The sequence below is a fragment of the Tenacibaculum larymnensis genome, from assembly GCF_028829235.1.
GTDB classification, from domain to species: domain Bacteria; phylum Bacteroidota; class Bacteroidia; order Flavobacteriales; family Flavobacteriaceae; genus Polaribacter; species Polaribacter larymnensis.
This window is the reverse complement of record NZ_JAIWJY010000003.1, coordinates 127645-151984: the sequence shown is the minus strand read 5'-3', so window position 1 is coordinate 151984 and position 24340 is coordinate 127645. Positions and strand designations below refer to the sequence as shown.

Genomic DNA, 24340 nt, shown 5'->3' with positions numbered 1-24340 from the left:
AATACAAATGAAAACAGATGAAACCCAAAAACAGAACACAATAGATTTGGAGCCATTTTACCAAGCATTGGAAGATGATCCAAAACTACTTGAAGAAGCCCTTGAAATAGTATTGGGGATGGTAAACTTTGAACCTGAATCCGTTAAGAAATTGGCGCTTTTTATCAAAGAAGATTCCCGTAATCTGTATAATGAGATAGCGGAATTGAGCAAATCAAATCAAGATAAAGGAAACACACCTTCCTGTTGTGGTGGACATTAATAAATACTATAACGATGAAAAACAAAAAAATAAACATCCACTTTTTGGGAGCGGCAGGCACCGTGACTGGCTCAAAATATTTGGTGGATACAGGAGATAGAAAGATACTTATAGACTGTGGCCTCTTCCAAGGGTTAAAGGAATTACGCCTTAAAAACTGGGAGTACCCACCTGTTAATGTAGGTGATATTGATGCTGTTTTGCTTACCCACGGTCATATGGACCATACAGGTTATTTACCCAGATTGGTAAAACAAGGCTTCAATGGTCCCATTTATGGTACGAATCCTACTTTGGACATTGCAAAAATCATTTTGAATGATAGTGCAAAAATACAGGAGCAAGAAGCCGAACGTGCCAATAAGGAAGGCTATTCCAAACATAGTCCCGCAGAACCATTATACGATTTAAAGGATGTAGAAAAAACTATCCCACACTTTAAAGGAATTCCACAATCACAATGGATTCCGTTATTTGATGGTATTAGGTCTCGCTTCCAATACAACGGACATATTCTGGGTGCAACCTATATTGAGTTGGATGTGCACGGAAAACGTTTTGTCTTTTCAGGAGACATTGGTAGAACCAATGATTTATTGCTCTATCCACCCCTTAAACCAAAAAAAGCGGATGTGCTTTTCATTGAATCCACTTATGGTGGAAGGTTTCATCCCGATGAAGTAGAAGCACTTCCACATATTGAAAAATTAGTAAATGATACCATCAACAGAGATGGTAGCTTATTTGTCCCAAGCTTTTCGGTAGAACGCGCCCAATTGATGATGCTTATTTTTTGGAGGTTACTCAAGGAGAACAAAATCCCCAAAGTACAAATGATTATGGATAGTCCAATGGGTGCCAACGTATTGGAACTGTTTCATAGAACTCGGGATTGGCACAGATTGGAAGACAACGAATGTGACGAAATGTGCTCACACTTTACAGTTGTTAGCAGTTATCGGGAAACAATGGAATTACGAACAGATAATAAACCGAAAATCGTGATTGCAGGAAGCGGAATGCTCACAGGCGGAAGAATGCTAAACTATCTTGAAACACAGGCACAAAATCCAAATAACACCTTACTTTTTGTAGGCTATCAAGCTGAAGGCACTCGTGGCAGAAAATTATTGGAAGGTGAAAAAGAATTAAAAGTATATGGAAAATGGGTGCCATTTAAAATGCAAGTAGCAGAAATTGAAGGGCTTTCGGCACACGCAGACCACGCAGAGCTTATGGACTGGATGGACAATATAAAAAACAAACCTAAACGAATTTTTATAGTTCATGGTGAAAAAGAAGGTGCAGAAGCCTTACAAAAAGGCCTTAAAGAAACATACAATTGGGAAAGTGAGATACCCCAATTATATGCCATAAAGGAAATAGAGTAAATGTTAATTAATAAGGAATAAAATGGAAGAAAATTCGAATATTTTAAAATATAAACATCTCGGAATCTATACCCAAAACGAAAATGTAGTGTATATGCGCGAAGATTGCCACGTCTGTATTTCAGAAGGGTTTGAGGCACTTACCCGAATAAGAATATCCAATGCAAATACATCAATCGTAGCAAGTCTTAATGTCCTGAATTCTGATATTCTGTTGCCTAATGAAATCGGACTATCAGATGCTGCTGCGAAAAAACTCAATGTTTCCCCAAACGATACATTATATGTTTCCCATTTAGAGCCTATTGAATCCTTAAGCCACGTCAGGGCAAAAATCTATAACAAAAAACTGGATTATAAGGCCTATAACAACATCATAACCGATATCGTGGAAGGCGATTATTCCAACATCCACCTTTCAGCATTTATCACCGCCTGTGCAGGAGACCGAATGGATATCAATGAAATATCCGACCTCACAAAAGCGATGATTGCTTCAGGAAAGCAATTGAATTGGAACAAGGAAATCGTAGTCGATAAGCATTGTATTGGCGGATTACCTGGCAATAGAACAACGCCATTGGTAGTTGCCATTGTAGCCGCATATGGGCTTACTATGCCAAAAACATCCTCACGGGCAATCACTTCGCCAGCAGGTACAGCAGATACTATGGAAGTCTTGACCAATGTCACCCTTTCTTCCGAAGAAATAAAAGCTGTAGTCGAAAAAGAAGGTGGCTGTTTTGTTTGGGGTGGTACAGCCCAATTAAGTCCTGCGGATGATGTGCTCATAAAAATTGAAAAAGCTTTGGATATTGATAGTGAAGGTCAGCTTATTGCTTCGGTACTATCAAAAAAAGCAGCAGCTGGTTCTACGCACGTGGTTATTGATATTCCCGTGGGAGAAACCGCCAAGGTTCGCAGTACCGAAATGGCAGAAAAACTAAAAAATCATATGGAAACCGTTGGAACTGCTGTTGGGTTGAATGTAAAAGTTGTAGTTACGGATGGCACGCAGCCTGTTGGAAGGGGTATCGGTCCAACTTTAGAAGCCATAGATATATTAAAAGTTTTGAAAAATGAGGCAGATGCCCCAATCGACCTAATGGAAAGAGCGTTGCTTTTGGCTGGAGAACTTATAGAGCTTTCGGGCAAAGTCGAAAAAGGAAAAGGAACGGAAACCGCCAAAGAATTGCTTACATCTGGTCAGGCTTATGAAAAATTCCTTGCCATTTGTAAGGCCCAAGGCCGCTTTTCAAAACCTGTTTTAGCACGTTATAAAATTGAAATCAGAGCAGAAAAATCAGGCAGTCTAAAGCGTATTGATAATCGAAAGATAGCAAAGCTTGCCAAACTTTCAGGCGCACCTCAATCTAAATCTGCTGGAATTTTATTGAATGTGCATTTGAATGATAAAATTGAAAAAGATGACTTACTATTCACGCTTTTTGCAGAATCGCAGGGTGAATTAAATTACGCCTTAGAGTACAAGAACAGTCATAACGACATTATAACTATTAAATAAAAAATAAAATGAAAACAATATTATTCAGTCTTCCCGGAAATGAAGAACTCACAGAACTTATGGCTACAAAAATGGATGCTGAAGTGGGCAAAGCCACTTTGCGCAACTTCCCTGATGGAGAATCCTATACACGTATCTTATCTGATGTTAAAGACAAATGTGTTGTACTGGTATGCACCTTGCACGAACCAGACGAAAAACTATTGCCCCTTTATTTTTTAAGTCATACTGCCAAATCATTAGGGGCAATGTGCACCTGTTTGGTAGCGCCCTATTTGGCATATATGAGGCAGGACAAAGTATTTAATGAAGGCGAAGGGGTAACTTCTGGTTTCTTCGGGAAATTGATTTCTGGTTTCGCCGATAGCATTACCACAGTTGACCCTCACTTGCACAGAATTAGTTCGTTGGGAGAAGTGTATCAAATTCCAAATAAAGTGATTCACGCTGCCGACGCAATTTCAGAATGGATTAAAGAAAATATCGAAAACCCGGTACTTATCGGACCTGATTCTGAAAGTGAACAATGGGTATCAGAAGTCGCCAAAAATGCAGGAGCACCATTTACGGTATTACAAAAGGTGCGTCACGGTGACCGTGATGTAGAAGTCTCTGTTCCCGATGTGGATATATATAAAGATGCTACACCCATTTTGGTAGATGATATTATTTCCACAGCCCGAACAATGATTGAAACCGTACAACATCTTAAAAAAGCAGGAATGAAACCACCTATTTGTGTAGGCATTCACGCCGTTTTTTCAGGAAACGCCTATCAAGATTTATTGGATTCCGGAGTAGAAAAAATAGTGACTTGTAATACCATCCCACACTCTTCAAATGGAATAGATTTAAGTGATATTATGGCAAAAGAGGTAAAAAAATTAATGCACCATATATGAGAAAACAAGGCTTTATAGTACTAATCACTTTATTCAGCATCACAATGACTGGACAAACTGAAATGCTCATTGGGCAGATTTCAGGCAGAGTTGTTATTCGGGAAAACTTTGATGAAAATGGTTCTTTTTTAAATAAACAAACTTTCAAAGCCAGTGAAACAATAAAGAAAAATGGATACTATGAAATTGAGGTAGTTACGGAATTGTTTGATAAAGACAAAAAATTGACCGATAAATACACCACAACCTATCGTTGCAAGCCTGATGAAGCAAGTGTAGTGGTAATGGCTTTCCCGTTTTCCAATCCAAAATCAAAGAAAACAGAAATCAACACCACTTCAAAGAAATTTAAAGAACTATACAATTTGGATAATCTGAAAAATATTGAATTGGAAATGAGTTTTGACTCGGGCTTGTTGAATTTTTTCGGTTCAAAAAGCATCATAAAAATTTACGATCGAAAATTAGAAGCTGGCAAAAACACTATTAAATCAAAAATAAATATTAAGGCCTATGCCTGGGGTATTCGCATCAAGCAATTCAATTATACTGTTATTGAAAAATTAAATGAAAAAGGATTATTGACTTTTCAGAAATTTTCAGAAGCAGATAACAGCTATTTTACAATAAACTATAAATAAAGACAGATGAAAAATTACGATACACTTTCTGAAGCCATAAACGATTTACAGGGAAATGGCTATACATATGATTTTAACCTAAAACCAGAATGTTTGGAGTGTGCCTCACTAAAAATTGAAATACACCCAGAAGATTTTAATGTTGACGAGATGCATCGTTTTGAGGGTATGAGCAGTACCGACGATAATAGCATTTTATATGCTATATCCTCCAATGATGGAATTAAAGGACTTCTGGTAGATGCCTATGGCGTCTATGCCGAAAACATTTCGGAAGCTATGAGAAAAAAATTACGATAACACTTAAACAAGACAATAATGGAAAATCACGAACACCACAATCACGATGAAATGGACCATTCTAAAATGGACCATTCGAAGATGAAACACAAAAAAGAAGACCATTCTAAAATGAACCACAAAGGTGGGGACCATTCGGGTCACAATCCGGGTCACGGTCAAATGGGCCACGACCATCATAAAATGATGATTGCCGATTTTAGAAAACGGTTTTGGGTAACCCTTGTACTTACTATTCCCATACTGTTCTTCTCACCGATGATTCAGGACTTTTTTGGATATGAGTTTTTGCTTCCCGGAAATCCATATATCCTTTTTGCACTTTCCACAATCGTATATTTCTATGGTGGTTGGCCATTTTTAAAAGGATTCTGGTCTGAAATCAAAAAAGGTGCACCAGGGATGATGACCCTTATTTCTATGGCCATTACCGTGGCTTACGTTTATAGTTCGGCAACGGTGTTTGGTTTAGAAGGTGTCGATTTTTTCTGGGAACTGGCTACGCTTATTGCTATTATGCTTGTAGGTCATTGGATAGAGATGAAAAGCGTTCTAGGCGCCTCTAAGGCCTTGCAGCTGTTAGTAAGCATGATGCCTGCCGAGGCACATCGTGTTAAAGGAGACACTATTGAAGATATTCCTCTGGAAGATTTACTGAAAGATGACGTAATACTTGTAAAACCAGGTGAAAAAGTTCCAGCTGATGGAATCATTGTTGAAGGTTCCAGTTACTTGAATGAATCAATGCTAACAGGAGAATCCAAACCTGTAAAAAAAGATGAAAACGATAAGGTTATTGGTGGTTCGGTAAATGGTAACAGTACCTTAAAAGTAAAGGTTGAGCATACTGGAAAAGATAGCTATCTCAACAAGGTCATCAAAATGGTCGAAGAAGCGCAAAAAACCAAATCCAAGATGCAAAATCTTTCAGACAGGGCTGCAAAATGGTTAACCTATATCGCTTTGGCTATTGGTTTTGGAACATTAGCGGTATGGCTGATTTTAGGCTTTCCATTTGTCTATGCTTTAGAAAGAATGGTTACCGTTATGGTCATTGCTTGTCCACACGCATTAGGTCTTGCCATACCACTTGTGGTTGCTATTTCTACTGCTGTTTCAGCTCAAAACGGGTTATTAATTCGAAATAGGACCGCTTTTGAAGAATCCCGAAAAATATCAGCTTTATTGTTTGATAAAACGGGAACATTGACCAAAGGCGATTTTGGCGTTACTCGAATTGAGTCTGTTAGCGAAACTTATTCATCTGAAGAAATTTTAAGGCTTTCGAGTGCATTGGAACAAAGTTCGGAACATCCTATCGCCGTAGGTATTATTAAAAAAGTCAAAGAAGATAATATGACCATCCCAAAGCCTGAAAACTTTAATGCAATTACAGGTAAAGGCGTTGAGGCCAATGTAGAAGGTAAGCAAGTAAAAGTGGTTAGTCCTGGTTTTTTAAGGGATGAAAAAATCACTATTCCCGAAGACGCATACAGTGATGCCGCTGAAACAGTTGTTTTTGTATTGATTGATGGAAAATTAGCTGGTTACATTGCTCTTGCCGATGAAATACGACCAGAATCTGCCGAAGCCATAAAAGTCTTTAAAAAGAATAACATTAAAGTTTTGATGGCAACAGGAGATAACGAAAAAACAGCCAAAGCTGTAAGTGATAAGCTTGGCTTGGATGGTTACTATGCTGAAGTGCTGCCACATCAAAAGGTAGAAATTGTAGAAAAGTTACAAAACAAAGGAGAATTTGTGGCTATGACTGGCGATGGTGTAAACGATGCGCCTGCACTTGCAAAAGCTGATGTTGGTATTGCCGTTGGTTCCGGAACAGATGTGGCTGCTGAAACTGCCGATATTATTTTGGTAAATAGCAATCCACAGGATATTGCCAATCTAATTCTATTCGGAAAAGCGACCTATAACAAAATGATTCAGAATCTAATCTGGGCTACGGGATATAATGTAGTGGCTATTCCTTTAGCAGCTGGCGTACTATATTCTTCAGGCTTTGTTTTAGGACCTGCCGTTGGAGCTGTATTTATGAGTTTGAGCACCATTATAGTGGCCATTAATGCACAATTGTTAAAAAGAAAAATCGGTAAAAAATAAATGGAAAGAAAAGAAAAACTCAACAGGATATTTTTAATCCTGTTGAGTTTATTTGTAGTGATGCTGGGCTATGGTATATTATTGCCAACCCTTCCTTACTATACCGAAAGATTAGCTTTAAAAGACAATCTTGATACCGATTTAATCAACTTCCATATTGGACTGCTAACAAGCATTTATCCATTATTTCAATTAATTTTTGTTGTGGTATGGGGAAAGCTTTCAGATAGATATGGACGTAAACCAATTATATTAATCGGTCTAATTGGGTTTGTTATAATGCAATTGCTTACTGGTCTAGCAACATCTTTGACAATGCTATATATTGCTCGAATATTTGGAGGTATTTTTACGTCTTCAGTTATTCCTGTTAGCAACGCATATTTAAGCGACATTACTTCAGAAAAACGGAGAACCAAAATAATGGCCTGGTCTGGTGTTGCCATTAGCTCTGGTGTTATTTTTGGCCCTGTCATTGGTGGCTTTCTGTCTCAAACTGACCTTCATTTAAAATATACGATAGGTCTGCTGCATTTAGACCGATTTTCAGTACCCTTTTTGTTTGCCGCTCTTCTAGGACTTATAGTCTTATTTGTAGTAGCAAAATGGTTAAAAAACACCACTCGCGTACATACGTTCACAACACAAAAAGCGAGCTTGCGATTCACATTTACCAAATATTTTGTCGTATTACTGGGTCTGTCGTTTGTCATCCAATTTGTAGTAACGCTGTTTGAAACTGTCTTTTCAATATATGGGAAAGATGAATTAGGATTTAACAGTAACCAAATAGGTATTGGTTTTATGCTATGTGGTTCAATAATGGCTGTTTTACAACCTTTGTTCGCTACTTACGGAGAGAAGTTTTTATCCACAAAGAAACAAATTGCATTAGGGTTGTTTATATCTGGATTATCCTTAATTGTCTTTCCCTTTTTTAAGAATGAATACTTGGTATATGTGTTAATCGTTGTTTTCGCTGCTGGAGGTGCTATGGTAACCCCAAATTTACTTTCTGCGGTCTCATTAATATCAAAGCAAAATACTGGCAGGAACATTTCTATTCAGAGCTCTACTAATAGCGTTGGTCAAATTCTAGGGCCTGTTTTAGGGACTTGGTTACTCGCAGGTGGTTTTTACTACCCTTTTATAATTGCTGGCAGCATTGTCTTGGCTGTTATTGGTTTTTTATTCTTTTTCAAAAATCCACCATAAAAAAATAAGCACATAACCATATTTATTGATAATTAACCCAAATCTAAAGCCCCAAATATTTTGCATAAGCTGATTCATAAAATTTTAGATAATTACAAAGAGGAAATAAAAGCAGTAAGGAATCTAATCTTAACGATTTCAATAATGTTGAACAAGGTATTTCCATTTCAAGACAATACTTACAGCAATTGCGAGTTTGTGTAAGAGAAAATGAATTTCAAGACAAACAAAATGAAATCATATTCTTTAAAAAACATAAGCCTTATGTTTATAGCAGATTGAAATTTTATGCCAAACTCTACAATTTTTTAATAAACAGACCTGCTGGCACCATAAAATCTCAACAGGAATTTATCGATTCAGAAATAAATAAACTACAAGAAAGCAATCGGCGAAATATAGATTTTATAAAATATTACAGGGAAGATTCTGAACTTTTGGATGAATTCTATTTTTTACGAGGAAATGATAAAATCAGTCTGGTGTCAAACACATCTCATTTTTATACCGATGCAGAATTTTCCACAAGCCACGATAATGCAATTGCCAAAATTATGGCCTACGATTTATTAATCAGTCATTACGTAGAAGAGTTAAGTTATTTGAGGGATCTGTCAAACGGTGTACAGAATAAACTGAGTACTTTATCAAATGGCGAGCGACTTGGATGGACAGCCTCAAAAACAGACCTAATTGAATTGATTTATGCCTTACAGGCTTCAGGAGCGATAAAAAGTGGTACGGCTGGGATTAAAGAGATGGCTTCGGCTTGTGAAGACATCTTTGAACTCAAACTCGGAAATGTTTATAGAACTTTTCTCGAAATTAGAGAACGGAAAATTGACCAAACCAAGTTTATCGATAGACTGAAAGCAACACTTTTAAGGAGAATGGAGGAAACGGATGGATAAAATTCATTTCGCTTAAATGTTAAATTTCTTCCCAAGTTGGGTACTACTTGGGAAAAAATAAAATTAATTTTCGTTATTATCATTTAGCATATACTATTTTCAGGACAACCGCTAAACAAAACTAATTTAAACCATTGAAAATGAGTATATAAAAACACCCAACTTGGGTATGACTTGGGGTTAATATCCAATAAATCATCCCAAATTTGTAGAACGAAAGTCAAATCGACAGATTCACGAACACTTTTTTATTAAAATACTAAAGCTCGTGAGTTAAATCAGGTCAGGGGCTATCAAATTAGTTGAAAAGCGATAATGATAGCCCCTTTCTTTTAAAACCGTTCTATTATGCCAGCAAATATTATTACCACAGACGATCTTCGGGAATTTAAAATAGAATTGCTCGATGACATTAAAAACCTTCTTTCCAAACAAGCTACTGGAAAACTTAAAAAATATCTCAAATCTTCAGAAGTTATGGACTTGCTTCAAGTCAGTCCAGGAACATTACAGAATCTTCGAATCAATGGTACGCTACCATACACAAAAGTTGGAGGCATAATCTATTACGATGCCGAAGAAATTCAAGATGTAATGACCTCAAACCATGTACAACACAAGACAAATTCTTAAATGATGAACTACATAAAGCTACTTAATGCGGCTTTTGAAAAGTTCTTTCTTGATGACCGCCTCAACCCAACACATATAAGTCTCTATATGGCACTGTTCCAAGAATGGAACAGTAGCCGATTTGCAGATGAATTTTATGTGAACCGTCGAGAATTAATGCGTGTAGCCAAGATTGGCTCAAAATCCACTTACCATAGATGTGTGACAAACCTTGATTCTTGGAACTATCTCACCTATTTCCCTTCCAATAACCCCTACAAAGGAAGCAAAATCAAGATGGCCATTATCGGTACAAGTGATGAACCGGATATGGGACGGTACGATCCCATATTAGAACAGCTTGCGGAACAGTACCATCCCATCCGTGAACCTGTTATGGGACAGCACCGTCCCAAAAATGGACAAGTGGTGGACTCAAACCGTCCCGTGAGTGGACAAGCATTGGTATCTACTATAAACAATACCAAACAAGTAAACAATCTAAAACAACCAAAGGGCTGGCAGGCCGTTATTGATTTTTTTATTGAAAAAGGTTTTAATGCTGATGAAGGAAAAAAATTCTTCGAGTATTATGAAACTCGGAATTGGCAAACGAGCGATGGAAAAGAAATTCGAGATTGGCGAGCCTTGGCCACTAACTGGATGGGCAGGACAGAGTTATATGCCAAAGAAAACAAACCAAACAAAAAACAAGCGTCCCAAATCAAGGACAACTTGCGAACCACTAAAAACAAAGATTATGGACAACCCCTCTAAAATCACCGAAGGTGGCGTGGAATATTCGCTTGGCAAGTTTGACGGCAAGAGTGTTCTCTACGATTTTGACAAAATCCTGATTTACCTGAATGCCAAGGGAAAAATGCTCTTTGGAAAAAATTTCCGAATCTACGATGAGGACACGGCTATCATACGTAACCTCTGCCATTATTTCATCAAGGACAAAGAGAACTGTGAAAAGAACGGAATTGATATCGACAAAGGTATTTTACTTTCTGGACCTGTAGGATGTGGAAAAACCACCTTGATGAAATTGCTGCGCCATATCGTTCCAATGCAACGACCTTATGAAATGATTCCTTGCCGGAATGTAGCGTTTAGTTTTAACCATCTCGGTTTTAAAACCATTGAAGAATATGGTAACTCCAAATTTTTCTGTTTTGATGATTTGGGCGTAGAGCCAGCTGGTCGGTTTTATGGAAAGGATTTAAACGTAATGGGCGAAGTGCTCTTATCTCGATACGAGCTTTACCTACAGACAAAGCGTAAAATAAAAACCCACGCAACCACCAACCTCAATGCCGAAGAATTGGAAGAACGCTACGGAAACCGTGTTCGTAGCAGAATGCGGGAACTTTTTAATTTGATTGCTTTTGATACAAAGGCTACGGATAAACGGAAGTAATTGCTATTCACTATTAAACTTTGGCAAAAAATGTGTATTTTGCCAAAGTTTAACTCAAAATATCATTGTTCTGGAACAAACTATTAAAGATAAAATACCAACATACTTTGTTGACCAGCAAGCTATTTCAAAAACCAGTCTGGTAGAGCTTATTCAGAAAGATTTTCCAAACTTAAAGGAAAGTTCTATCACTGTGTATTTGTCTAAACTTAAAAAAGAAGGTGTGTTAAAAAACCCATCCAGAGGTAAATACACTTTAAGTGGAAAAGATAGATTTATTCCAGTTATTGATACCAAATTAAAACGACTGTACAATAAAATAAAAAAAGATTATCCATTCATTGAATTCTGTGTGTGGAACACTTTATGGTTAAACCAATTTATGCGCCACCAACCCTTTAGATTTTACACCATAATTGAATTGGAAAAAGATGTGGTACAATCCGTTTTTTACAAGTTGAAAGACCAAGGCAAAACCGTTTTTACAGAACCAGATGCTGAAACTTTCGAGCTGTACGTTCATAATAGTGATAATGCAATAATTTTAAAGCAGTTGGTATCCGAAGCACCTTTAGTTCAATCCGAAAATATCATTATTCCATCCCTTGAAAAATTGTTGGTCGATATGCTAATAGACACTAATTTATTTGGTGCACAACAAAGTGAATTGGAATTTATTTACCGATCGGCATTCGAAAAGTTTGAGATAAGCAAAAGTAAAATGAAACGCTATGCCCACAGGCGTAATAGAGAGACGGAAGTTGAACAATTAAGCAATTTAACTTTGGCAAATAATTAATTTTATTGCCAAACATTAATTTTAATGATTAAAGAAACTACATATCAACCAGAGTGGATTTATGAAGTCAAAAAAAGACTAGGTAAAAAGTATGATCCAAAACTTATTGAAAAGGTTATCTATGCCTTACTGTTTTTGGAACAACTTGAAATCAACAAACTCGATTTTATTTTTAAAGGAGGAACTGCATTATTGTTGGCAACAGAAGAGCCTAAAAGGTTTTCAATCGACATCGATATTATTACCGAGCAAAGCCAAAGCGACATAGAAACTGTTCTTGAAGCTATAAGTAAAGAAACTGAAGCGTTTACACATTGGGAAGATGACAATGACAGAAAGCACACGCCTGATGCACCAGTTGGTCATTTCAAGATGTTCTACAAAAGCAATGTAGATAGTCGTGTTGAGCCAATTTTACTGGATATTCTCTACACACCAAACCCTTATCCCGAACTTACAGAAATTCCGATTGCTCACAACTGGCTTCAAACACAAGGGAAAATCACAACAGTAAAAATGCCAACGTTTGATGCCATTTTAGGCGATAAGCTAACTGCGTTTGCACCAAAAACCACAGGGATTTTATACAGCAAAGATAGACCAGTTGAAATTATCAAACAGTTATTCGACGTAGCGTTTTTAATGGATAATATTTCGGACTTAGCAACAGTCCGTAACAGCTTCACAAAAGTAGTTGCAGAGGAAATAGCGTTTAGAAAACTAAACATAACCTCAGAACAGGTTTTGGAAGACACCCAAAAAGCCTGTTTTATACTTTCCGTCCGTGACACAAATTCCGAGGAATTTAAACATCTGCAAACAGGAATAAGCAATTTTACCAATTTTACATTGGTAAGGTTCAATATTGAAGAAGCCATTACAGCTGCTTCAAAAGTTGCATACCTATCTGAACTGATTAAGGCTGGTATTGATAGCGAAATCGAAAGGTTTACAAATCCGCTTGAGGTTAAAGATTGGTTGATTAAGAACCCTCAATTCACCAAGCTAAATAAATTGAAAAAGAGCAACCCTGAAGCGTTTTTTTATTGGTTTAAGGCAATAACTTTAAGTTAAAATTTCACAATTTAATGAGGCTTTACTTGGAAAAAGAAAACTACTATTCTTCCCAAATAATGCTAAGAGCTCTACCCTTAAAAGTAATGCAATGCTCAAAAAACTTTCTTTGAATATTGTCTTCCTTAACGTAGTTGAAAATATCAACTGCCCAAATCTCTTCTTTTTTGAACAGGTTATCAGTAATGTTCTTAAAGTATTCGCCCATTACTGTATTTGGCGCCACCTTGTTTTCATATAACAGGTATTTGTAGGGAAAATGTTCGCTACAATATTTCCAACGTATTTTTCCATTCTCGCCATAGACAATCATAATATCGTGATTTCCTATATCTGCTAACCTGAAAGCACAGGCAGTCCTGCTGACTTTATACTCGTCCTTCAAATAATCTACCAATTCAATACTAAAGGTTTTACGATAAAAATCTTTTGAGAACCTTTCCTCTGGCATCAGCAAACAGGATGCAAAAAAATCTGCTTCTCTTTCTATTTGGTTAAACTGCTTCTGATTAGTTCTTGACGGATGTGGTTCTAACAATCCTTTTTTCAATCCAATCCTATGGGAATCTATATAGTAGTGTCCCAGCTCGTGTGCCAACGTAAACCTTCCTCTTGCAGAATCTGGCCTATTACCCAAATCGGTATTTATGTGAATATAAAACTTTCCATTATCAAAGAAAGTCATTCCATCAAAGGTGTTCTTGCCGTAGCTGTCATAAAATACCGATAGGCCTTCATCATCTAATATTTTGTCAAGAGGCGTAATCTTTTCTTCATATTCCAATGCAATGCTTTCGGCTAATTCCTTTATGTTTGTTTTATTCCGAATCACTAGAATCTTGGTTATGTTTTTTCCGCATTTTATCTATAATGTGTTGAGGCAATTCTTTCTTTCCTTTTCTAGCGACCATTCTTAGGGTTTCAATTTCTTCAACAACATCTTCTTCAAACATTGTTATGACTTTTGGCTTTCTATAAAACGTATTATTGATTACGGCAATTGGGTTAATAGATTTATCATCCAACTTATAGTCATAATCTTCATATAATTTATTGAACCTATCTAGTTCAAGTTCATTACTAGGGAATAAAAACCCTGTTGAACCTAACCAACTGTCCAATTGAGCTGTTTCAATTAGTTCTATTTTCTTAGGCTTGGCCATTATTCATAATGTCTAAATAGTTAGTAACGTGTCTATCCGCATCGCCGTAATAGGTGTTCACGGATTTTTGGGTTAAAGAGAGTTTATCTCTAAGCAGTTTTGTAATTGTTCTTGGCACTTTTTTACCTTCCTTTCGATAAGCTCTATAAGTAAAATAAATGATTCGATGCTTTTCAGATAATCGGGTAAGAGCTCTTTCAATGGTTTTAAGTTTTGCCACAACCACCCTTTTTGCCTCAGCGTCGTCTGGTACGTCAAACTTTGCCAACAACTCATCTGCATTTGTAACCAGGCTTAAATCTTCTTCTTCAGTAGGCTCTGCACAAGTGTTCTTTTCGCCATATTTAATTATTTGGGTGTATAAAATTCGATACATCCAAATAAGTATGCCCTTATCCAAATCTCTCGCTTTGGACTTGTCTTTGTCAAAAGTTGGGTATTTCCAAACTCTGGCAAAAGTACAATGAGCTATTTCCAAAGCCACCACCTCGTTATATCCATACTTATTGCAGTAAATCTCGGACTTACGTTTCAAATCTTTCTCAAATCGATAACAGAATTGCACAAAAGCGGCTCCTGCCTCTTTTGGAAATTCATCTTTAAAAGAAATATAATCCAGCAGGTCAACGCTAGGTAGTTTTTCAAAATCTATGTCCTGATTAGTACTTGTATTCATCTATATACCAAAACGGATATATCTATAATGGTATATGAGTGGACAGCACCCATAAAACCTTTGATTAAACAACAAAATGCTATAAGTAAATAATTAATAATGAAAATCAAATATAAAAAAAGTAAGTTCAACTAAAAATTAAAACTATGGCTAAAGATTCATCTGGTAAAAAGTTCAATAGAATTCCTGAACACAAAAGAAAAGTAGGCGGAAAAACTATTATTATCAAGGAACACATTAGAAGTAACCGGAAAGACAGTAAAGGAAAGTAATGAGCGAAAATCCACAGCTCTGAATGGATATTGTTTAACCTAAAAATTCATTTTTATGAATAGTATTAATTTCTCTAAAGGAGAACTGAGTGTATGTCGTAAGGGCAATTGTGTTAATGTGAGTGGAGATATGGCAAAAGCCGTAGTCTTTCGTATTGCAACACTCGTTGTTATAAATGGCATAGCTTCAATATTAGAGCAATCTAATTAGAAGATTGATTGTGGTGATTTTGTAAGCAGAATTACCACAATCAAAATTTATTAAACGGTCAATCTGTCACAAGATATGAATGGCTTAATAATTGAAATTTTAAAATAAAAATTATTATGACTGAAGAATACAAAAAAGAAGTGATTGAAATTTTGGAAAATCTGGGAAAGCAACTAGATATTTCTGAAACTCAATATAATGAAGCTGTAAAAAGTTACGAAGCAGTTGGTGATTGGCTGTCTAAAGAAGGCTCGCCACTTTATCCATATAACCCAAGGATACTTCCTCAAGGTTCCTTTATGTTGGGCACAATTATAAAGCCTATTAACGATGAAGATGATATTGATATAGACCTCGTTTGTAAACTGAAAGGCAAACCAATTTATTGGACACAAAAACATTTAAAAGATACTGTTGGAAATAGACTCAAAGACCATTCTACCTATAAGGAAATGATTGAGGATAAAGATGGTGGTCGAAGATGTTGGACACTTGATTATTCAGACAATGCTAACTACCATATGGATATTTTGCCATCCATTTCAGATAAAAATTTTACGGTTCTACTTAGCGAATCCTTTAACAATAGCCAACGCATAGATACCAATAAGCTGGCAATTCGCTTAACCGATAAGGAAGAGTATAACTATTCTACCGAAACGGACACAGAATGGTGGTTGAAAAGTAATCCTTTCGGCTATGCCAAATGGTTTTATCAAAGAGCCATATACAGTTCAACAAAAATGTTCGCTCTGAGCGAATCTGTTGATCCTGTGAAGCCATACCAAAAAGAAAAGATGCCCTTGCAACGTGTAATTCAGTTATTAAAACGCCATAGGGATATTATGTTTTGTTCAGATGAACTTGATAGTGAAAACAGGCCCATTTCTATTATAATTACCACTTTAGCTGCCAGAGCTTATGACAGAAGCGAGAACATCGTTGATGCTTATGTTAATATTGTGAGCACAATGCGTGGCTTTATAGATACGAAACTGAATCCGAAGACAGGCCGTTACGAAAGATGGATAAGTAACCCTGTCAATGATGAGGAAAATTTTGCAGACAAGTGGAGCGATGTTCCTCAAAAAGAAGAATATTTCTATAAATGGTTGGATAAATTGGAGGAAGACCTCGAAACAATCAAATACAGCCAAGGAGTCGGCCTACAACGATTGAATGAATCCTTTTCAGTACAATACGGGGACAAGGTCGTAAATAAAGCTTTTGCCGACTATGGCGAAAAAAATAGAGTTCTAAGGGAATCTGGTTTGAGAAAAATGGCAGGAAGAACAGGTCTTTTAGGGTCGGTTGGCACTTCAATACCAAACCATAATTTTGAAGGTAATTTATGAGCAAATTTTTTAAGACAGACAGGAAAAGAAAAGTAAAAGGTATTCTCTCAACTGAACAATTGAAGAGGATAAAAAAAGTATTTCCAGAAATCAAGGTCTTAAAAAGCGGATGGGATAATTTTGAAATCATTGTTCAAATTCAACCCACTGCTATAAGCGAGTTATATGATGTAAAAGTTGTTTATATGGAAAACAAATGGGTAAAAATTTTTGTTGTCAATAAAACATTGGAAATCGCAAAAAGCAGAACAAAACTGCCTCACGTTTATGACAGTCAAAAGCAGCAGCTATGTCTTTATTCGCCATCTAAAAAAGAGTGGAATGCGCACAATTACATTATTGATACAATCATTCCTTGGATAAGTGAGTGGCTATACTACTATGAATTATGGTTGCCCGAAGGCAAATGGTTTGGCGGTGGTCATAATGAATACCCTAATGAGAACAAAACAAATATCTTGATAAATGAAGAATACAAAATTTAAAATATTGTCGATTGATGGCGGTGGCATTAAAGGTGTTTTCCCTGCATTGTTCTTAACACTTTTAGAAGACGAATTGAAAAATCGCTCTGATGGCAAAACTAAAATTTATCAGTATTTCGACTTGATTACAGGAACATCAACTGGTGGCATTATTGCTATTGCATTAGCCTTGGGAATACCTGCAAAAGAAATATATCAACTTTATTTGGATAATGCCAAGAAAATTTTTGGCAGCAAAAAACCTTTTTTCATTGGTCAAATCCTTAATTCAGCACACGAAAGAGAATTTTTGGAAAACCTTATTCGTGAAAAGTTCAGAGATGCAAACAATGGAATTGAACCAAGGCTTAGCGATTGCAAAACAGATGTTTGTATTCCTATCTATGATTTGATACAAGGCAACCCAAGTGTGTTAAAAACCAAATATCATCCAGCTTTTGAGCGAGATTATCACATTCCGGCTTATCAAGCTGCTATGGCCACTTCTGCTGCACCTACATATTTCGACCCATATACCTCAGAATATATTGACCTTAATGGCACACAAAAAGACTTTGTAAACAAAGTTGATGGTGGTATAATGGCAAACAACCCTACATTAGTAGCGGTTCTAGAAGCCTTAAAGGCTTTTATAGTTGAAATGTCTCAGCTCGAAATCCTTTCACTTGGAACTGGATATAAAAAGTTTACCGATGGTAATTCCCGTAAAAAATGGGGTTTGCATTATTGGATGGTAAAGAATAGTAGAAAAAGGCTTATTGATTTATTTATGCAAAGCCAATCACAATTAGTTGCAAATTACATAAGCCTGCTTTACCAAGGGATAGACAGAAGTGAAAGAGATAATCCAAATTTTGTCTATGACCGGATAGATGTTTTGTTGAACGAGGATAATAATATCGAAATGGACGAATCTGACAGAATTAAAATTAAGAATTTTGCAGAATTAGCATCTATTGAATTTCAACACAACAGGACTACTATTCTGAAAAATCACTTTTATTAAATACTATATTACTTTTTCTTTGCTTTAGGTCTAAGTTCTTTAAATAGTATGATGATAATTTGTTTTATAGTAGTAATTATTTTTTCTAAAAATTCTTTCATAATCCAGCATTTAAATAGTTATTCAATTCCATTAAAATAATCAATGCCATAGTTCTGAGCGTTTCAGGTTTTCCTAGATAAAAGCTCTCATCCCAATTACTCAAAAAACCTAATTCCAAAAGCACAGAAGGACAATCGCTAATTGTTTCCCGCACCACCTGAAAATCAGCAGACTTCACACCCCTACTCTCAAAACCCAATTTCTTATTAAGCGCATCTTGCATTCGAAAAGCAAACCAGACGGAATCATCTTGATATTTTGATTGCTTATTGCTCACATACACTTCCACACCTCTTGCATTCGGATTATCCGAATGATTACAATGTAATGAAACAAACAAATCTGCTTTAAGAGCATTGGAGAGCTTCGGTCTATCGGATAACGAAATCAAAGTGTCATTATACCTTGTTAAGTAAATATCTAATGGTTTAGCCAAATTGTTATTTAGCTTCAAAATCGCATTTGCGATTTCCAATACAACATCCTTTTCTTGAATTCCATTTACACCTATCGCACCAGAATCTTTTCCACCGTGTCCAACATCAATTATTATTCGTTTTTGAGTTGCATTTTCCTGCCCAAAAATGATACACATTTTTAAGAGCAAAATCACAAAAGTGACGTTTTTGAGCACTTTTTTCATTTTCAAATTTTGGGTTATTAACAATTCAACTTCCAAAAATCATAGAATTTGATGCCAAATAATATCATCGGAAATCAAACAAAATCAAATAATATTTTATTCACAAATATTTGATTATCAGTTATTTGTAAACAAATATATGTATTTTTCCAATAACAAAAACAACACAAATTTTTAAACTTTTCAGTTATGAAAAAATCAAATTATTTCGCAGTATTTATTTCACTTATCTCAACATCTCTTTTTGCACAAATTGGTGGCATTGAGGATTCTGTAAATGACGTAGGTGATACCATAAGAACAATCTTTCCAATTTTACTCGGTGTTATTTTTTTAGTTGGTTTCCTTTTTAATGCAGGACACTTCTTTGGCGAGAACGCAGATTTAAAAAAAGGTATTACCAGAGTTTTGGTATTCGTCTTAATTGCGGGTGCTGTTGTTGGGATATTTACCTATCTAATTGGAATCGTAGTATAATGAAGCGATTCGAGGTCTATAGAAATATTAGGAAAAAGGCAGTCATTTTTGGGCTGCCCATTTCCCTGTTTGCCTTAATGATGATGTCCATACTTGGATCCTTAATGATTATCATTTTTTCATTCAGTTTCGGAATAATTATAGGCGTCTTAATTTTTAATGCTGCGCTTTACATTGCATTAATCCGAATCACAAACAATCCACAATTATTTCAGATGGCGAAAGCCTTCCCGAAAATTATCAGTAACAAAAGAAATTCAGGCTTCGATTATGAACAAGATTAATCTTTCAGCATATCAACCCATTGCAGATATTCAGGACAATATCGTATTTGCCAATAATGGTAATGTCGTTTTGTGCTATAAAGGTAACTTACCAGAAATTTATTCGTTGTCCGAAAAGGATTTTGAAGATATGCACGGTGCTTGGTTTCAGGCTTTGAAATCTTTACCGATTGGTACTGTAGTTCACAAACAAGATATCTACCTGAAGAAATCCTATTCTTCTGAACAACTTCCGAATAAAACTTTTTTAGAGAAGGCGACACACGAGCATTTTAAAGGTCGTGGACATATTGAACACAAATGTTATTTGTTTTTCATCTTGACCAAAAACAAAGCGCTCAACAATCCAAAATATGTCAATCCGTTCCGAAAGGTTTCAAAGGGAATTGTACAGGAACTGGATGACAACATTAAAAGCTTTGCCAACTCGGTAAGCGATTCCGTTTCTTTTATCAATAATAGCCGAAAAATGGAATTTCTACCACTCAATGCTGAGAAAATTCAGAAACTAACCAACGGTTATTTCAATGGTTTCAACGAAGGCTTTGATACAGATATTATACTTGAAAAGAAAAGCGTCAATATTGGCGAAAACCATTTTGATGCCCTGGCCATCAACAGCGAACTGTGCTTTGGCGAAAGTGTGCAGAGCAGCAAAACCAATGAGAAATTCACTTCAGACGATTTTGTGTTTCATCAAGGGTTTATTGATGGCTTAGGGCTTACGCTTAACGAAAATCATATTGTCAATCAAATTCTATATCTCGATGACAAACAAAAGTGGCGCAAGCTGCTCGATAAAAAAGTTGAAGAATTGAATAAAAGTTCCAACTTCGGTTCGCAGAACAAAGTGATTCTGGGTAAAATCCAACATATTCTTGACCAAATCAATGCCGATGATAATGCACGGATTATTCGTGGTCATCTCAATATTGTCTATTGGGCAAAGGAAGCCAAAAAACTGGACAAAATCACATCCAAAATCAAGACCGAATTTAAGGAACTGGATATCATCCCATATTATCCACGTGGCGAAGAGCGTAAAAACTATATTCTTAATAGTTACTGCTGCTTTTCTTCCAACTTTTCAAATAACGATTTATATGTAACAGATTTAAAGCACGCTCTGTGTCTGTTCATTAACAATACCAATTACAAATCCGATAACACCGGAATCATCTTCAATGATAGAGAACATAACATTCCAGTGCTAAAAGATGTTTGGGATGAAAAAAAGAAACGGATAAAGGCACGGAATTTTGCCATTTTTGCACCAACAGGCGAAGGCAAATCCTTTTTGGCAAACAATATTCTGCGCCAATATTTTGAAAGTGGTGTACGGTTGGTCATTATTGATTTAGGTGGTTCTTACACCAAATTCGCCAAGCTCTATCCTGAAAAATATACGGTTCTCAGATATGAAAGCGGTAAAAACTTAGGCATCAATCCATTTTACATCAGCGATGTTAAAGACTTGACACCTGAACGTTTGGAAGACCTATCTGTTTTCCTTTTTGAACTGTTCGCTTCAGATTTAAAAGTTACAAAAGCACAATCAGTCTCGGTTAAAAAGATATTGCGTCACTATTATAATAACACCTCAGAAAATCATTCGTTAGATGGTTTTTACAGCTTTATAGAAAGGAAACAAAAAGACCTTTTAGATACCCTAAAAATCCATCCCGACTACTTCAACATAACGAGCTTTTTGCACGTAATGTCCGAATATGTCGGCGATGGTCTATACAGCTTCCTTTTTGAAGTAAGCGAAGACCAAACCTATAAAATCGAAGATAAACGATTGATTGTTTTTGAGCTCGATGAAGTCAAGGACAATAAGGAAATCCTGTCCGTAATGTTGAAGCTGATTAAATCTGCCATCCAAAGAACCATTTGGAAAAACCGTGCTGAAAAAGGCATTATCTTATTTGATGAGTTTGCAAAGCAACTGAAGTTTGAAAATGTACTGGAAAGCGTGGAGTTCTACTATCAAGCCATCCGTAAACAAAACGGTGCGATTGGGATTATTCTACAATCCATCAATCAGCTTCCAAACAATTCCACTTCAGCGAGTATTTTGGAAAACACACAGGTTATTTACAGCTTGAATAATGAAAAGGGATATGATGAATTAGTAAAAAGGCTCAATCTATCCAGTCACGATTTAAACCAACTAAAGTCTATTAAAAACAATCTTTCCGGCCCACGGAAATACACCGAAATGTTCATCAAAATCGGTAGGGAAAGCAACATTTTCCGGTTAGAAGTGCCAAAAGAAGTTTATGCGGCTTACTTAACCGATGGACAGGAAAATGAGGAAATTATGAAGCTCTACGACGAGCATTACGATATGGAAAAAGCAATAATTCAATTTACATCTTAAAACAAATATTATGAAGACAAAAATCAAAATTTTAGTAATGACCGTAGCCCTGACTTTATTTATGACAAGCAAAGCTACTGCCCAAGGAATGCCAGTGTATGACAACACCAACTTTATCAGCTTGGTAAAATCCTTGGTAGAATCTGCCAAACAGACGAGCCAACTTATCAAGTCTGTGAAATTTCTGAAAGATGCAAAAGAAGCCATCGAGAAAGTATCGAGTGTGGTACAACAGCTTAATGCTGTCCAAGAAATTGCAGACAACAATCAACGACTCATCAATGTAATGCAAACCGATTTGCAGGATATTTTGAATTCGCCTTACATCAAACCCGATGAAATCAGTAGAGTGGTGGAATCCTTTGATGCCATTGTACAAAACTCATTGGAAACGGTTGATTTTATTGACGAAGTTCTGTCTAGCGACTACCTAAAAATGAGCGATGCCGAACGTGCAAAAGTACTCAAGGAAAAAGAGAAGGAATCAAAGCAAATGGTGTCCAGCATCACAACCAAAACCAAACGCTATCGTGATATTATTTCCTTCCGAAAGATGCAGGATAAAGTCAATAATCGAGAAACAGACTATTAATAATGACCGCAACCATACTTTTAGGGATTGGGTTGGAATACATCGATACGGTGTTCCAGACCATACAGGCAAGCAACTTTTCACAATATACCATTGCAGGAATGAAAACACTTGCTGTCCTGTTCTTTTTGATCAACATCTTAAAAAAGTATAATGAAGGCATTGCCGATAAGGACGGTTATACTTGGGGCTTGAGTCCCGGCGAATTGGCAAAGAATTTTGCCATCGTCCTTTTAGTAATATTTTCAACGCAGGTGTTAGGATTCTTTGATGGGATATTGGTAGCCATCGAGGGACAGTACAGGGGAACAGCACCTGCGTTACTTCCATTGCAAATGCAGGATATTCCTTTAGAGGAAGATGTAAGTCTTTTTGATGCTGCAAGTTCAGCGATGACGCTTTTGTACGAAGCATTGGTAACACCGTTGTATGGCTTTAAAATATTAGCATTTATCTTAAGCACCATTCTTTGGATTCTCGACCTATTTATATACCCTTTATTTTTAGCCGAACGCTTTTTCCTGTTGGGAATAATGCAGGCATTTTTTCCATTGGTTATAAGTTTAGCGGTTTTTGAAAAATTCCGTTCCCTTGCTTATACATTTTTCAAATTATATGCGGCTGTATATATGTTGGTGCCTGCCTTCTTTCTGGTCAATGTATTTATCAATGCTATTTATACGGAAATCAATACCAATTTTTGGACAAACCTTTTCGGAACCGATACAGGTCAAGGCTTTTTTGCACCTGTCGTTCAATTAGGTTCTGTGGCTTTTATCGTGTTCCTAAAATTCAAATTGTATAAACGTGCCACATCTTTTACGCTCAGATTATTTACCAACTAATTCAATTCAGAATGAAAACACCATACAAGAATATCTACAACGTATTAAAATTAAACCGGTTTATCGTTTTGGCAGTTTTGGTCCTAGCATTACTATCCAGCACCTTCGCTTTATGGATGGCATATTCCACAAATCAAAAAGCACTAAATAGCGCTTTTGCCATAAATACCGATGGCAGCATTATTCCGCTGAAGCTCGTAACCCAAAAAGAAAATTTTAGGGTTGAAGCCTTGGCACATTTAGACTTGTTCCACAATTATTTTTACAATATTGATGCGAGTAATTATGAAAGTAATTTAAAAAAGGCACTTTGGTTGGGAAACAGTTCTGTGGACAACCTGTATCGTCAGAAAAAAGCAGATGGTGTTTACAACCGTCTCTTACAATATTCGCTTGTGCAGAAAGTGTTGAGCATCGATTCGCAAATAGAAGAACAAAACGGGACGTATGTTTTTAGGACGGTTACTGTTTTTGAAATCAATAGAGGTTCTATAATTGACACTTACGAATTGGTTTCCACTGGAAACCTTATTATGGTGGATCGAAATTTTCCCAACAATCCACACGGACTTTTAATTACCAATTATTTTGAGAACACCCTTAAAAAACTAAATGATAAAAGTTGAGCCGACCTGCCTGACGGTAGGCTGGTAATCGGCATTTAAAAAAT

Annotated in this window: 27 protein-coding genes; 23 read left to right on the top strand and 4 right to left on the bottom strand. The window is 36.3% G+C overall.

Features of this window, described 5'->3' with window-relative positions:
- Window positions 1–7 precede the first annotated feature (7 nt).
- From LCI24_RS05630 to LCI24_RS05565, 14 genes are all read left to right on the top strand, one after another.
- On the top strand, window positions 8–262 hold the full coding sequence (locus LCI24_RS05630; RefSeq protein WP_237602577.1) for a hypothetical protein: 255 nt from the start codon (window positions 8–10) through the stop codon (window positions 260–262).
- Window positions 263–276: 14 nt separating this feature from the next.
- Window positions 277–1653 (top strand): MBL fold metallo-hydrolase, encoded by a 1377-nt coding sequence (locus LCI24_RS05625; protein WP_274639517.1) that lies wholly within the window; start codon window positions 277–279, stop codon window positions 1651–1653.
- 22 nt (window positions 1654–1675) lie between these two features.
- Complete coding sequence (locus LCI24_RS05620) at window positions 1676–3178, top strand: thymidine phosphorylase family protein (RefSeq protein ID WP_274639516.1); 1503 nt, start codon at window positions 1676–1678, stop codon at window positions 3176–3178.
- Window positions 3179–3186: 8 nt separating this feature from the next.
- Window positions 3187–4080: a ribose-phosphate pyrophosphokinase gene (locus LCI24_RS05615; protein ID WP_034886808.1), complete on the top strand. Its 894-nt coding sequence runs from the start codon at window positions 3187–3189 to the stop codon at window positions 4078–4080.
- Window positions 4077–4721 (top strand): hypothetical protein, encoded by a 645-nt coding sequence (locus LCI24_RS05610; RefSeq protein ID WP_008616394.1) that lies wholly within the window; start codon window positions 4077–4079, stop codon window positions 4719–4721. The genes LCI24_RS05615 and LCI24_RS05610 overlap by 4 nt, the downstream gene beginning before the upstream one ends.
- Window positions 4722–4727: 6 nt before the next feature.
- On the top strand, window positions 4728–5021 hold the full coding sequence (locus tag LCI24_RS05605) for a phosphoribosylpyrophosphate synthetase (RefSeq protein ID WP_083645387.1): 294 nt from the start codon (window positions 4728–4730) through the stop codon (window positions 5019–5021).
- Window positions 5022–5039: 18 nt separating this feature from the next.
- Window positions 5040–7142 carry a copper-translocating P-type ATPase gene (locus LCI24_RS05600; protein ID WP_274639515.1) on the top strand — a complete coding sequence of 701 codons (2103 nt, stop codon included), beginning with the start codon at window positions 5040–5042 and terminating at the stop codon, window positions 7140–7142.
- Complete coding sequence (locus tag LCI24_RS05595; RefSeq protein WP_121666319.1) at window positions 7143–8357, top strand: MFS transporter; 1215 nt, start codon at window positions 7143–7145, stop codon at window positions 8355–8357.
- A 188-nt stretch (window positions 8358–8545) separates the two neighbouring features.
- Window positions 8546–9268: an RteC domain-containing protein gene (locus LCI24_RS05590; RefSeq protein ID WP_274639514.1), complete on the top strand. Its 723-nt coding sequence runs from the start codon at window positions 8546–8548 to the stop codon at window positions 9266–9268.
- Window positions 9269–9616: 348 nt separating this feature from the next.
- The gene (locus tag LCI24_RS05585) at window positions 9617–9901 is read left to right on the top strand and encodes a helix-turn-helix domain-containing protein (protein ID WP_026813287.1); all 285 of its coding nucleotides are present in this window, start codon (window positions 9617–9619) and stop codon (window positions 9899–9901) included.
- 3 nt (window positions 9902–9904) lie between these two features.
- Window positions 9905–10657, top strand: coding sequence for a hypothetical protein (locus tag LCI24_RS05580; protein WP_274639717.1), 753 nt, complete (start codon window positions 9905–9907; stop codon window positions 10655–10657).
- The gene (locus tag LCI24_RS05575; RefSeq protein ID WP_085767712.1) at window positions 10641–11303 is read left to right on the top strand and encodes a P-loop NTPase family protein; all 663 of its coding nucleotides are present in this window, start codon (window positions 10641–10643) and stop codon (window positions 11301–11303) included. The genes LCI24_RS05580 and LCI24_RS05575 overlap by 17 nt, the downstream gene beginning before the upstream one ends.
- Window positions 11272–12102: a DUF6577 family protein gene (locus tag LCI24_RS05570; RefSeq protein ID WP_274639513.1), complete on the top strand. Its 831-nt coding sequence runs from the start codon at window positions 11272–11274 to the stop codon at window positions 12100–12102. The genes LCI24_RS05575 and LCI24_RS05570 overlap by 32 nt, the downstream gene beginning before the upstream one ends.
- A gap of 24 nt (window positions 12103–12126) precedes the next feature.
- Window positions 12127–13176 (top strand): nucleotidyl transferase AbiEii/AbiGii toxin family protein, encoded by a 1050-nt coding sequence (locus LCI24_RS05565; RefSeq protein ID WP_274639512.1) that lies wholly within the window; start codon window positions 12127–12129, stop codon window positions 13174–13176.
- Between the two features lie 43 nt (window positions 13177–13219).
- Here LCI24_RS05565 and LCI24_RS05560 read toward each other — a convergent pair whose 3' ends face one another.
- From LCI24_RS05560 to LCI24_RS05550, 3 genes are read right to left on the bottom strand one after another with little or no spacing between them, the layout of a single operon-like run.
- On the bottom strand, window positions 13220–14008 hold the full coding sequence (locus LCI24_RS05560; protein ID WP_255505957.1) for an ImmA/IrrE family metallo-endopeptidase: 789 nt from the start codon (window positions 14006–14008) through the stop codon (window positions 13220–13222).
- The gene (locus tag LCI24_RS05555; RefSeq protein ID WP_147865220.1) at window positions 13995–14339 is read right to left on the bottom strand and encodes a hypothetical protein; all 345 of its coding nucleotides are present in this window, start codon (window positions 14337–14339) and stop codon (window positions 13995–13997) included. Before LCI24_RS05555 ends, LCI24_RS05560 begins: the two co-directional genes overlap by 14 nt.
- Window positions 14326–15015: an RNA polymerase sigma factor gene (locus LCI24_RS05550; protein ID WP_147865221.1), complete on the bottom strand. Its 690-nt coding sequence runs from the start codon at window positions 15013–15015 to the stop codon at window positions 14326–14328. Before LCI24_RS05550 ends, LCI24_RS05555 begins: the two co-directional genes overlap by 14 nt.
- A 146-nt stretch (window positions 15016–15161) precedes the next feature.
- Between LCI24_RS05550 and LCI24_RS05545 the strand changes: the two genes are divergently transcribed.
- The 4 genes from LCI24_RS05545 (at window position 15162) to LCI24_RS05530 (ending at window position 18344) form a co-directional block, all read left to right on the top strand.
- Entirely contained in the window at window positions 15162–15287 is a 126-nt protein-coding gene (locus tag LCI24_RS05545) for a hypothetical protein (RefSeq protein WP_255505958.1), read from the top strand.
- A gap of 327 nt (window positions 15288–15614) precedes the next feature.
- Window positions 15615–16853 (top strand): nucleotidyltransferase domain-containing protein, encoded by a 1239-nt coding sequence (locus LCI24_RS05540; RefSeq protein ID WP_147865222.1) that lies wholly within the window; start codon window positions 15615–15617, stop codon window positions 16851–16853.
- Window positions 16850–17338, top strand: coding sequence for a type II CBASS E2 protein (locus tag LCI24_RS05535; RefSeq protein WP_274639511.1), 489 nt, complete (start codon window positions 16850–16852; stop codon window positions 17336–17338). Before LCI24_RS05540 ends, LCI24_RS05535 begins: the two co-directional genes overlap by 4 nt.
- Window positions 17319–18344: a CBASS cGAMP-activated phospholipase gene (locus LCI24_RS05530; RefSeq protein ID WP_274639510.1), complete on the top strand. Its 1026-nt coding sequence runs from the start codon at window positions 17319–17321 to the stop codon at window positions 18342–18344. Before LCI24_RS05535 ends, LCI24_RS05530 begins: the two co-directional genes overlap by 20 nt.
- Window positions 18345–18441: 97 nt before the next feature.
- On the opposite strand, the gene LCI24_RS05525 is transcribed toward LCI24_RS05530, so the two are convergent.
- Entirely contained in the window at window positions 18442–19089 is a 648-nt protein-coding gene (locus tag LCI24_RS05525) for an N-acetylmuramoyl-L-alanine amidase family protein (RefSeq protein ID WP_153267916.1), read from the bottom strand.
- 189 nt (window positions 19090–19278) lie between these two features.
- On the opposite strand from LCI24_RS05525, the gene LCI24_RS05520 reads away from it, so the two are divergent.
- From LCI24_RS05520 to LCI24_RS05495, 5 genes are all read left to right on the top strand, one after another.
- Window positions 19279–19566, top strand: a complete 288-nt coding sequence (locus LCI24_RS05520) for a hypothetical protein (protein WP_153267915.1) — start codon at window positions 19279–19281, stop codon at window positions 19564–19566.
- Window positions 19567–19836: 270 nt separating this feature from the next.
- On the top strand, window positions 19837–22233 hold the full coding sequence (locus LCI24_RS05510) for a TraG family conjugative transposon ATPase (RefSeq protein WP_274639509.1): 2397 nt from the start codon (window positions 19837–19839) through the stop codon (window positions 22231–22233).
- A 10-nt stretch (window positions 22234–22243) separates the two neighbouring features.
- Window positions 22244–22825 (top strand): conjugal transfer protein, encoded by a 582-nt coding sequence (locus LCI24_RS05505; RefSeq protein ID WP_085767703.1) that lies wholly within the window; start codon window positions 22244–22246, stop codon window positions 22823–22825.
- A gap of 2 nt (window positions 22826–22827) precedes the next feature.
- A complete protein-coding gene (locus LCI24_RS05500; protein ID WP_092205816.1) occupies window positions 22828–23670 on the top strand; it encodes a hypothetical protein in 843 nt (280 codons plus the stop codon).
- A gap of 11 nt (window positions 23671–23681) precedes the next feature.
- Window positions 23682–24296 carry a conjugal transfer protein TraK gene (locus tag LCI24_RS05495; RefSeq protein ID WP_092205817.1) on the top strand — a complete coding sequence of 205 codons (615 nt, stop codon included), beginning with the start codon at window positions 23682–23684 and terminating at the stop codon, window positions 24294–24296.
- Window positions 24297–24340: the final 44 nt, after the last annotated feature.

Coding starts and splice junctions, on each gene's coding strand:
- LCI24_RS05630 (WP_237602577.1), top strand. CDS start 8: ATGAAAACAGATGAAACCCAAAAACAGAACACAATAGATTTGGAGCCA.
- LCI24_RS05625 (WP_274639517.1), top strand. CDS start 277: ATGAAAAACAAAAAAATAAACATCCACTTTTTGGGAGCGGCAGGCACC.
- LCI24_RS05620 (WP_274639516.1), top strand. CDS start 1,676: ATGGAAGAAAATTCGAATATTTTAAAATATAAACATCTCGGAATCTAT.
- LCI24_RS05615 (WP_034886808.1), top strand. CDS start 3,187: ATGAAAACAATATTATTCAGTCTTCCCGGAAATGAAGAACTCACAGAA.
- LCI24_RS05610 (WP_008616394.1), top strand. CDS start 4,077: ATGAGAAAACAAGGCTTTATAGTACTAATCACTTTATTCAGCATCACA.
- LCI24_RS05605 (WP_083645387.1), top strand. CDS start 4,728: ATGAAAAATTACGATACACTTTCTGAAGCCATAAACGATTTACAGGGA.
- LCI24_RS05600 (WP_274639515.1), top strand. CDS start 5,040: ATGGAAAATCACGAACACCACAATCACGATGAAATGGACCATTCTAAA.
- LCI24_RS05595 (WP_121666319.1), top strand. CDS start 7,143: ATGGAAAGAAAAGAAAAACTCAACAGGATATTTTTAATCCTGTTGAGT.
- LCI24_RS05585 (WP_026813287.1), top strand. CDS start 9,617: ATGCCAGCAAATATTATTACCACAGACGATCTTCGGGAATTTAAAATA.
- LCI24_RS05580 (WP_274639717.1), top strand. CDS start 9,905: ATGAACTACATAAAGCTACTTAATGCGGCTTTTGAAAAGTTCTTTCTT.
- LCI24_RS05575 (WP_085767712.1), top strand. CDS start 10,641: ATGGACAACCCCTCTAAAATCACCGAAGGTGGCGTGGAATATTCGCTT.
- LCI24_RS05565 (WP_274639512.1), top strand. CDS start 12,127: ATGATTAAAGAAACTACATATCAACCAGAGTGGATTTATGAAGTCAAA.
- LCI24_RS05555 (WP_147865220.1), bottom strand. CDS start 14,339: ATGGCCAAGCCTAAGAAAATAGAACTAATTGAAACAGCTCAATTGGAC.
- LCI24_RS05550 (WP_147865221.1), bottom strand. CDS start 15,015: ATGAATACAAGTACTAATCAGGACATAGATTTTGAAAAACTACCTAGC.
- LCI24_RS05545 (WP_255505958.1), top strand. CDS start 15,162: ATGGCTAAAGATTCATCTGGTAAAAAGTTCAATAGAATTCCTGAACAC.
- LCI24_RS05540 (WP_147865222.1), top strand. CDS start 15,615: ATGACTGAAGAATACAAAAAAGAAGTGATTGAAATTTTGGAAAATCTG.
- LCI24_RS05535 (WP_274639511.1), top strand. CDS start 16,850: ATGAGCAAATTTTTTAAGACAGACAGGAAAAGAAAAGTAAAAGGTATT.
- LCI24_RS05530 (WP_274639510.1), top strand. CDS start 17,319: ATGAAGAATACAAAATTTAAAATATTGTCGATTGATGGCGGTGGCATT.
- LCI24_RS05525 (WP_153267916.1), bottom strand. CDS start 19,089: ATGAAAAAAGTGCTCAAAAACGTCACTTTTGTGATTTTGCTCTTAAAA.
- LCI24_RS05520 (WP_153267915.1), top strand. CDS start 19,279: ATGAAAAAATCAAATTATTTCGCAGTATTTATTTCACTTATCTCAACA.
- LCI24_RS05510 (WP_274639509.1), top strand. CDS start 19,837: ATGAACAAGATTAATCTTTCAGCATATCAACCCATTGCAGATATTCAG.
- LCI24_RS05505 (WP_085767703.1), top strand. CDS start 22,244: ATGAAGACAAAAATCAAAATTTTAGTAATGACCGTAGCCCTGACTTTA.
- LCI24_RS05500 (WP_092205816.1), top strand. CDS start 22,828: ATGACCGCAACCATACTTTTAGGGATTGGGTTGGAATACATCGATACG.
- LCI24_RS05495 (WP_092205817.1), top strand. CDS start 23,682: ATGAAAACACCATACAAGAATATCTACAACGTATTAAAATTAAACCGG.